The following is a 9,236-nucleotide window of genomic DNA, read 5'->3' on the forward strand; positions in this document are numbered from 1 at the left end:
CATTGGGCTGTTGCCAGGCGATCAACGCCAGCGCCAGGCGCGCGCGCTCGCCACCGGAGAACCCGTCGACCGGCTCGAACGCACGGTCGCCGGGGAAATTCCACTTGCCGAGGAAATCACGGAACGCCTGGTTGCTGGCGTCCTTGTCGATCTCGCGCATGTGGTCCATCGGCGACTGGCCTTCGTGCAGCGACTCCACCGTGTGCTGGGCGAAGTAGCCGATACGCAGGTCCGGATGCGCCATGCGCTCGCCGGCGATCGGCGGCAGTTCGCCGACCAGGGTCTTGACCAGGGTGGTCTTGCCGGCGCCGTTGGGGCCGAGCAGGCCGATGCGCTGACCGGCCTCCAGGCCGAAACCGACGTTGTGCAGGATCACCGCGTCGGCGCCGTAACCGGCCTCGGCGTGATTGAGGCGGATCAGCGAGAACGGCAGCTTGGCCGGCGGCGCCAGTTCGATGCGGAACTCGCGCTCGGCGCGCACCGCCTCGGTGCCGGCCAGCTTCTCCAGGCGCTTCATCCGGCTCTGCGCCTGCGCCGCCTTGGAGGCCTTGGCCTTGAAGCGGTCGATGAAGCTCTGCAGGTGGGCGCGCTCGGCCTGTTCCTTCTCGTGCGCGATCTGCTGCTGGCGCAACTGCTCGGCGCGCTGCCGCTCGAAATCGGTGTAGCCGCCGGTGTACAGCTTGGCGCCGCCGTTGTGCAGATGCAGGGTGTGGGTGGCGACGTTGTCGAGGAACTCGCGGTCGTGCGAGATCAGCAGCAGCGTGCCCGGGTATTTCAGCAGCCACTGCTCCAGCCAGTACACCGCGTCCAGGTCGAGGTGGTTGGTCGGTTCGTCGAGCAGCAGCAGGTCGCTGGGCATCATCAGCGCGCGCGCCAGGTTCAGGCGCACGCGCCAGCCGCCGGAGAACGAGGACACCGCGCGGTGATGGGTCTCGGCCGGGAAGCCGAGGCCGTGCAGCAGCTTGCCGGCGCGCGCATCGGCGTCGTAGGCGCCCATCTCGGCCATCTTGGTGTGGGCGGCGGCGACCGCCTCCCAGTCCTCGCGCGCGGTCGCCTCGGCCTCTTCGGCCAGCACCGCGGCCACCGCGGTGTCGCCGCCGAGCACGAAGCTCAGCGCCGGGTCCGGCAGCGACGGGGTTTCCTGGGCGACGCTGGCGATGCGCACCTTGCCGGGCAGGTCGACGTCGCCCTTGTCGGCCTCCAATTCGCCCTTCACCGCCGCGAACAGGCTGGACTTGCCGGCCCCGTTGCGGCCGACCACGCCCACCCGGTAACCGGCATGCAGGGTGAGGTCGACATTGGACAGCAACAGCCGCTCGCCGCGGCGCAAGGCGAAATTACGTAGGGAAATCAAGGCAGGGCACTCGGCTAGCGAGGCGGAAGTGTAGCCGCTTCGCCCGTCCCGGCCCACCCGGGGCGGCGACGCGGCGCGGTCCGAGGCGGCGCGCGGGCCGCCGCGAAAACCCGACCCAGGTCCGTTTTTGTATACGCGCCCATGTGAAAAACGGATTTCAATCCGATGGCACACGCTGCACCGCAGCATCCACCCCGCCCCACCGGAAATCGCCAGACCCGCGCCAATCCCCCAGCCAGGAGTCTCCGCCCGATGACGCAACGCCGCCTCCCCCTCGTCCGTGCCGTCCTGCTCGTGCTCGCCTCCGGCAACAGCCTCGCCCAGTCCCAGCAGGCGCCGACCACGCTGGACAACATCATCGTCACCGGCACCCGCATCGCCGACCGCACGGTGGCCGAATCGCAATCGCCGATCGACATCATCGCACCCGAGGCGCTGCAGGCCACCGGCGCCAGCGACCTCGCCAGCGCGCTCGGCAAGCTGCTGCCGTCGCTGAACTTCCCGCGCCCGGCGATCAACGACGGCAACGACGCGCTGCGCCCGGCGACCCTGCGCGGCCTGTCGCCGGATGCGGTGCTGGTGCTGCTGGACGGCAAGCGCTACCACACCACCTCGCTGGTCAACTACAACCCGTCGGTCGGGCGCGGCTCGGCGCCCGCCGACCTCAACTCGATTCCGATGTCGGCGATCGCGCGCATCGAAGTGCTGCGCGACGGCGCCTCCGCGCAGTACGGCTCCGACGCCATCGCCGGGGTCATCAACATCGTGCTCAAGCACGGCGCCAAGGCCGGCAGCAACAGCGTCTCCGTCAGCGGCGGCATCATGGACAAGGGCGACGGCGCGCAGAACGGGATCGACGGCTCCTACGGGCTGGCCTTCGGCGGTGCGCCGGACGGCGAGGCGCCGGGCTGGGTGCGGGTGTCGTGGAACTACCTCAACGCGATGAACACCAACCGCGCCGAGAACACCGACAAGGCCACCACCCTGGCCGGGGCCGCCAACCCCAGCGGCGTTCCCTACGAGCGCTACGGCGACCCCGCGCTGAAGACCTATCAGGGGCTGGTCAACTTCGGCTACGCGCTCACCCCGCACGTCGACCTATACGGCTACGCCAACGTCAGCCGCCGCGAGGTGCTGTCCAACGGCTACTACCGCGCCTGGGACAACAGCGACCGCAACGTGCCGGCGGTCTACCCCAACGGCTTCCTGCCGCAGATCTACAACCCGTCCAACGACCGCGCCGCGGTGCTCGGCCTCAAGGGCAGCACCGACAGCGGCTGGACCTGGGACGTCTCCGCCGACTACGGCAAGAACGACGTCACCTTCGACCTGCGCAACACCATCAACACCAACCTGTACTGGAGCACCGGCGCCTCGCCGACGCGCTTCAACGCCGGCGGTTTCCGCAACGAGCAGAACGCGCTCAACGCCGATTTCAGCAAGTCCCTGGACTGGGGCCTGGCCTATCCGGTCAACCTCGCTTTCGGCGCCGAGTACCGGCAGGACAAGTACGCCGTGCTGGCCGGCTCGCCCACCTCGATCTACTTCGACCCGAACGCCATCAACCCGGACACTGGCGCACCGTATCCGGGCGGTTCGCAAGTGTTCCCCGGCCTGTCGCCGACCGTGGCGGGACAGTTCCAGCGCCACAGCAAGGCGGTGTACGCGGACCTGGAAGCGGACCTGAGCGAGCGCCTGTCCGGCGGCGTGGCCGCACGCTACGAGGACTACAGCGATGCCGGCACCACCCGCTCGGGCAAGCTGTCGGCGCGCTACCAGCTCAACGACGCCTTCGCCGTGCGCGGCACGATCTCCAACGGCTTCCGCGCGCCCTCGCTGGCGCAACAGAACTACGCCTCGGTGGTGACCCTGCCGGTGGACGGCGTCCTCAGCCAGATCGGCACCTACCGCACCTCCGACCCGGTGGCCATCGCGCTCGGCGCCAAACCGCTGGCGCCGGAGAAATCCACCAACTACAGCATCGGCGCGGTCTGGCAGCCCGGCGGCGGCTTCAATTCCACCCTGGACCTGTACCAGATCCGCATCTGGGACCAGATCCTGTACTCGGACCAGATCTCGCTGGCCGTGCCGATCGGCCAGGTCAGCGCCGCGCAGTTCTTCGTCAACGGCGCCACCACCCGCACCCGCGGCGTGGACTGGGTGAGCAACTACCTGCTCGACCTCGACCGCGCCGGCACGCTCAACCTGAGCTTCAGCGCCAACTACAACAAGATCGAGATCCTGGAGATCTCCGATCCGAACTTCGGTCGCGCCAGCCAGGGCCTGCTGACCGACGCGACGCCGCGCACCAAGTACGTGCTCAGCGGCGACTGGAGCCTGGCCGGCTGGACCCTGCATGGCGACGCCACCCGCTACGGCGCCATCACCCGCCGCGGCGACGACGCCGACGGCAGCCAGGACCAGGCGTTCGCGGCGCGCTGGCTGCTCAATCTGTCCACCAGCTACGCCTGGCACGACCTGACCTTCACCGTCGGCGCCGACAACGTCACCAACCAGTACCCGACCCGGACCGCGCTCAACAACATCTACGACGACCGCCCCAACGGCCTGCAGTACTCGCCGCTGTCGCCGTTCGGCTTCAACGGCCGCTACTGGTACGGGCGGGTGAGTTACCGCTTCTGAGCGACCCTGGCGGGCGTCGCCGCGATGGGCGACGACGTCCGCCACGCGCGATTCGCGCGGCCGACAGGCCTATGCCGCAGCTGTCCCGGTGGGCGCGGACGCTACCGGGACGTTGTGCGTGCCTCCCCATTGCGGACGGCGGCGCGCGGCGTTCTGCCGCCCCTTAGAACGCAATGGAATAAGAACATGCGCTTGCATCCTGCGACGCAGCACGCATGTTAAAAAATAATTAGACATCCCTGAGGACGCGGCCTGCCGGCCCTGCCGGTCGCCGCACGCCCCGCCTGCCGTTTCGGCACCTGCTGGAGTTTTTATGAACCGTCCGTTGTCGCTGCTGGCGAGCGCCGTGCTCGCCGCCCTCGCCGCCCCCTCCTTCGCCCAGACCGCGTCCGACGCGCCGAGCACGCCCAGCACATTGGATACGGTCATCGTCACCGGCACCCGCGTCAGCGACCGCACCGTCGCCGAATCGCAATCGCCGATCGACATCATCACCCCCGAGGCGCTGCAGGCCACCGGCACCTCGGAACTGGCGACCGCGCTGTCGCGTGCCCTGCCCTCGCTGAACTTCCCGCGCCCGGCGCTGACCGACGGCACCAGCGGCATCCGCCCGGCGCAGTTGCGCGGGCTCTCGCCCGACCAGGTGCTGGTGCTGGTCAACGGCAAGCGCCGCCACACCTCGGCGATGATCAACGTCAACGGCACCATCGGCCGCGGCGCCTCGGCGGTGGATCTCAACGCGATCCCGATCGCCGCGATCGAGCGGGTGGAAGTGCTGCGCGACGGCGCCTCGGCGCAGTACGGCTCCGACGCCATCGCCGGCGTGGTCAACATCGTGCTCAAGGGCGCCGGCGAAGGCGGCAGCCTGGCCGTGGAGCACGGCAAGTACTCGGCCGGCGACGGCGCCAAGTCGCAGCTCTCCGGCGATACCGGGGTCGGCTTCGGCGACGGCCGCGGCAGCCTGCACGTGGCCGGGCAGATCAGCCAGCAGGACGCCACCAACCGCGCCGGTCCCTACCAGGGCACCGCGCCGAACACCGGCAACTATCCCGGCATCGGCCAGACCACCTTCGTCTACGGCGACCCCAAGGTCGACGCCACCGCGGTCTCGGCCAACGGCGAGTTCCGCTTCAGCGACAACCTCACCGGCTACGCGACCGCGATCGCCAGCAACCGCGACATCACCTCGTTCGCGTTCTACCGCTCGCGCAACCACAACGGCCAGACCGCGCTGCTGGCGCAGCTCTATCCCGACGGCTACGTGCCGCAGATCGAGCAGTACTCCAAGGACCGCTCGCTGGTCGCCGGCCTGAAGGGCAGCACCGCCGGCGGCTTCGCCTGGGACGTCAGCTACAACTACGGCTACAACAAGGTCGACTTCCACACCGCCAACAGCATCAACTACAGCCTCGGCGCGAACAGCCCGAGTCGCTTCTACGACGGCGCGCTGGAGTACACCCAGAACGCGGTCAACGCCGACTTCACCCAGCCGCTGGAATGGGGCCTGGCCTATCCGGTGACGCTGTCCTTCGGCGCCGAGTACCGCCAGGAGAAGTGGAACCAGTCGCCCGGCGAGCCGGCCTCGTACACCGGCACCACCGGCGGCGCGCAGGGCTTCGCCGGCTTCGCGCCGCTCAACGCCGTGCATTCGGACCGCCACAACTACGCGGTGTACGCGGGGCTGGAAGCCGACCTCACCGACAAGTTCTCCGCCGGCCTCACCGGCCGCTACGAGGACTACTCGGATTTCGGCAGCAAGACCTCCGGCAAGCTGTCGGCGCGCTACGCGTTCACCGACAAGGTGGCGCTGCGCGGCACCGTCGCCAGCGGCTTCCGCGCGCCGTCGCTGGCGCAGCAGCAGTACCAGGCGGTAACCAGCAGCTACATCAACGGCAGCTTCTTCGAATCCGGCACCTTCCCGGTGAACAGCGCCGTGGCCCAGGCTCTGGGCGCCGCGCCGCTGAAGGCCGAGACCTCGCTGTCCTACAGCCTGGGCCTGGTGCTGCAGCCGGTCGAACGCCTGTACCTGACCGTGGACGCGTACCAGATCGAGATCGACGACCGCATCCTGCTGTCGTCCAACCTCAACGATGCGGCGGTGCTGGGCAAACTGCGCCAGCTCGGCTACAGCAACGTCACCAGCGTGCGCTACTTCAGCAACGCCGCCGACACCCGCACCCGCGGCGTCGACGTGGTCGGCATCTACAGCATCCCGCTGGCGGCCAGCACGCTGGACCTCACCGCCAGCTACGGCTACAGCAAGACCGACATCACCCATGCGGTGACCCAGCCGCAGGCGCTGGCCGCGATCGGCTCGACCCAGACCACCCTGGGCCGCGACGAGATCGGCCGCCTGGAGGACAGCTACCCGAAAGACAAGCTGATCCTCAGCGGCACCTGGAAGCTGCCGAAGTGGGACCTGAGCCTGGCCGCCACCCGCTACGGCGAGTTCACCGTGCGCAACTCGGCCACCGCCGCCCGCGACCAGACCTACGGCGCGGACTGGGTGGTCGACGCCTCGGCCAGCTTCAAGCCGAGCACCAACTGGACGCTGACGCTGGGCGCGGACAACGTGTTCGACCAGTACCCGGACAAGACCGCCAACCTGATCAACTCCACCTACGGCATGCTCCCGTACAGCAACTACTCGCCGTACGGTTTCAACGGCGCCTACGTGTACGGGCGGATCAATTACCGCTGGTGATCGCACGCGCGGGCATCGATTGCGCCTGCGTTGAACGGCATGACGACGGCCCGGGTTTCCGGGCCGTTGTTGTTGTTGGGACGGGAATTGGGGATTGGGGATTGGAGATTCGCCAGCCTGCGACGTGTTCACCGGCCTGAACGTTTTTGCAGGAGCGGCTCCGGCCGCGGCACGATGCTGTCCATGGGGCGCGGCTGAAGCCGCTCCTCCGGCGCATGGATCGGGCGTCCTTGTGGGAGGGACTTCAGTCCCGACGCATGAAGGTGCCAACTGGCGTTGGGCTTCACTCGTCACGGCTGAAGCCGCTCCCACAAGCGCCATACGCATTGCTCGCGAGATGCTGCGCTCGTGCAACCGCGACGCGCCCAACACCGTGCTCTGCCTCGTGCCGCGCAGCCAGCATCCCTCACATCGCACTGCGAAAAACGCCGCAGCACCCGCGCGCAGGCACCGCCGCGTGCACCATGTCCGTGCGCATGGGCGGCATTTTGTCTACACGCTCGGAAAATCCCGGGATTGGCGCTGCCGCAACGCCTGCAGCGGTGGTTGCAATTGCAACCTCAGCATCCGGCTTAACGGAATATTGACTCCACTGACATCAACCGGTAATCCCTAGGTCGCGTCGTCGCATCCGCCAGGGGACAGGGGAGTGCGCATGCAGCGGCGCCTCCCCCCACTTCTGGAGCCGCCTCCCCCATGACGCGCACGCTCACTCCGCTCGCCCACGCCGTCGCCCTGTGTCTGGCGACGTCCGCCGTTTCGGTCCACGCGCAGAACACCGGCAACGCGCAAACGCTGGACACCGTCATCGTCACCGGTACGCGTGTGGCCGATCGCACCGTCGCCGAATCGGCCTCGCCGATCGACATCATCTCGCCGGAGACGCTGCAGTCCACCGGCACCACCGAACTGGCCACTGCGCTGTCGCGCGCGGTGCCGTCGTTGAACTTTCCACGCCCGGCGATCACCGACGGCTCCGATGCGGTGCGCCCGGCGCAGTTGCGCGGGCTCTCGCCGGACCAGGTGCTGGTGCTGGTCAACGGCAAGCGCTACCACACCACCGCGCTGGTCAACCTCAACGGCGCACAGGGCCGCGGCTCCTCGCCGGCCGATCTCAACACCATTCCCATCGCCGCGGTCGAACGCATCGAAGTGCTCCGCGACGGTGCCTCCGCGCAATACGGTTCCGACGCCATCGCCGGCGTCATCAACATCGTGCTCAAGGGCAGCGGCACGGGCGGCAGCCTGGCCGGGCGCTACGGCAAGTACAGCGCCGGCGACGGCGAGCAGTACCAGCTCTCCGGCGATGCCGGGCTCACCTTCGCCGAGACCGGCACAGTGCACTTCGCCGCGCAGGCCGGACACCAGGACCAGACCGACCGCGCCACGCCGTACCAGGGCCAGGTGCAGCAGCGCTACGGCGACCCCGACGTCGACCAGGGCGCGGTCTCCTACAACGGTCAGTACAGCCCGGCCGACTACATCACCTTCTATTCCTACGCGATGCTCAGCCGCCGCGAGGTGCTGTCCAACGGTTACTTCCGCTGGTCCGGCGACAACCGCAACCGCCCGGAGATCTACCCCGACGGCTTCCTGCCGCAGATCTACAACGTCAGCAAGGACGTGTCCTGGGTCGGCGGGGTCAAGTCCAGCACCGCCGGCGGCCTGGCCATCGACCTCAGCTACAACTACGGCCGCAACGATCTGAGTTTCGACGTGCGCCACAGCCTCAACAACAGCCTCGGCCTGGCCAGTCCCACCGAGTTCTATGCGGGCGCGCTGCAGGTCACCCAGAACGTGCTCAACGCCGACTTCAGCAAATCGCTGGAGGTCGGCCTGGCCTACCCGGTGACCCTGGCCTTCGGCGCCGAGTGGCGCGGCGAGAAGTTCAACGAATCGCCGGGCGCGCCGGCGTCCTATCTCAACGGCGGCATTCCCTCGGCCAACGGCACCCTGCTGCCGGGCGCGCAGGTGTTCGCCGGCTTCAAGCCCGGCGACTCCGGCCACTACGATCGCAACAGCTACTCGGCCTATCTCGACCTGGAAGGCGACATCACCGACAAGTTCTCCGTAGGCCTGGCCGGGCGCTACGAGAACTACAGCGACTTCGGCGACACCGCCACCGGCAAGCTGTCGCTGCGCTACGCCTTCAGCCCGAAGGTCGCGTTGCGCGCCACCGTCTCCACCGGCTTCCGCGCACCGTCGCTGCAGCAGCAGTATTTCCAGTCGGTCGCCACCAACTTCATCAACGTCGCCCAGCCCGACGGCAGCATCGCCGCCACGCCGTTCGAGATCGGCACCTTCCGCACCGACAATCCGGCGGCGATCGCGCTCGGCGCCGAGCCGCTGAAGGCCGAGAAGTCCAAGAACTACGGACTGGGCCTGGTGCTGCAGCCGGTGGACGCGCTGTACATCACCCTCGACGCCTACCGCATCGACATCGACGACCGCATCGTGCTCTCGGAGAACCTCACCTCCACCGCCGTGCGCAACTACCTGCAGGGCAACGGCTACGCCGGCATCGGCGGCGGCCGC

Annotated in this window: 4 protein-coding genes; 3 read left to right on the top strand and 1 reads right to left on the bottom strand. The window is 68.5% G+C overall.

Annotated features, from left to right (window positions below):
* Positions 1-1,354 (bottom strand): ABC-F family ATP-binding cassette domain-containing protein (locus D183_RS0110595; protein ID WP_039727071.1); only part of this gene is annotated, 1,354 nt, incomplete at its 3' end.
* 252 nt (positions 1,355-1,606) lie between these two features.
* Between D183_RS0110595 and D183_RS0110600 the strand changes: the two genes are divergently transcribed.
* The 3 genes from D183_RS0110600 to D183_RS0110610 form a co-directional block, all read left to right on the top strand.
* Entirely contained in the window at positions 1,607-3,997 is a 2,391-nt protein-coding gene (locus tag D183_RS0110600; RefSeq protein ID WP_017908966.1) for a TonB-dependent receptor plug domain-containing protein, read from the top strand.
* A gap of 313 nt (positions 3,998-4,310) precedes the next feature.
* Positions 4,311-6,701, top strand: a complete 2,391-nt coding sequence (locus tag D183_RS0110605) for a TonB-dependent receptor plug domain-containing protein (RefSeq protein WP_017908967.1) — start codon at positions 4,311-4,313, stop codon at positions 6,699-6,701.
* Positions 6,702-7,397: 696 nt separating this feature from the next.
* Positions 7,398-9,236: TonB-dependent receptor plug domain-containing protein (locus tag D183_RS0110610; RefSeq protein ID WP_017908968.1), on the top strand; the 1,839-nt coding region annotated here is incomplete at its 3' end.

Origin of the sequence: Xanthomonas sp. SHU 199 (genome assembly GCF_000364665.1) — a bacterium.
GTDB lineage: Bacteria > Pseudomonadota > Gammaproteobacteria > Xanthomonadales > Xanthomonadaceae > Xanthomonas_A > Xanthomonas_A sontii.

Excerpts from the sequence above, each read along its gene's own strand:
- D183_RS0110600 (WP_017908966.1), top strand. The coding sequence starts at position 1,607 with ATGACGCAACGCCGCCTCCCCCTCGTCCGTGCCGTCCTGCTCGTGCTC.
- D183_RS0110605 (WP_017908967.1), top strand. The coding sequence starts at position 4,311 with ATGAACCGTCCGTTGTCGCTGCTGGCGAGCGCCGTGCTCGCCGCCCTC.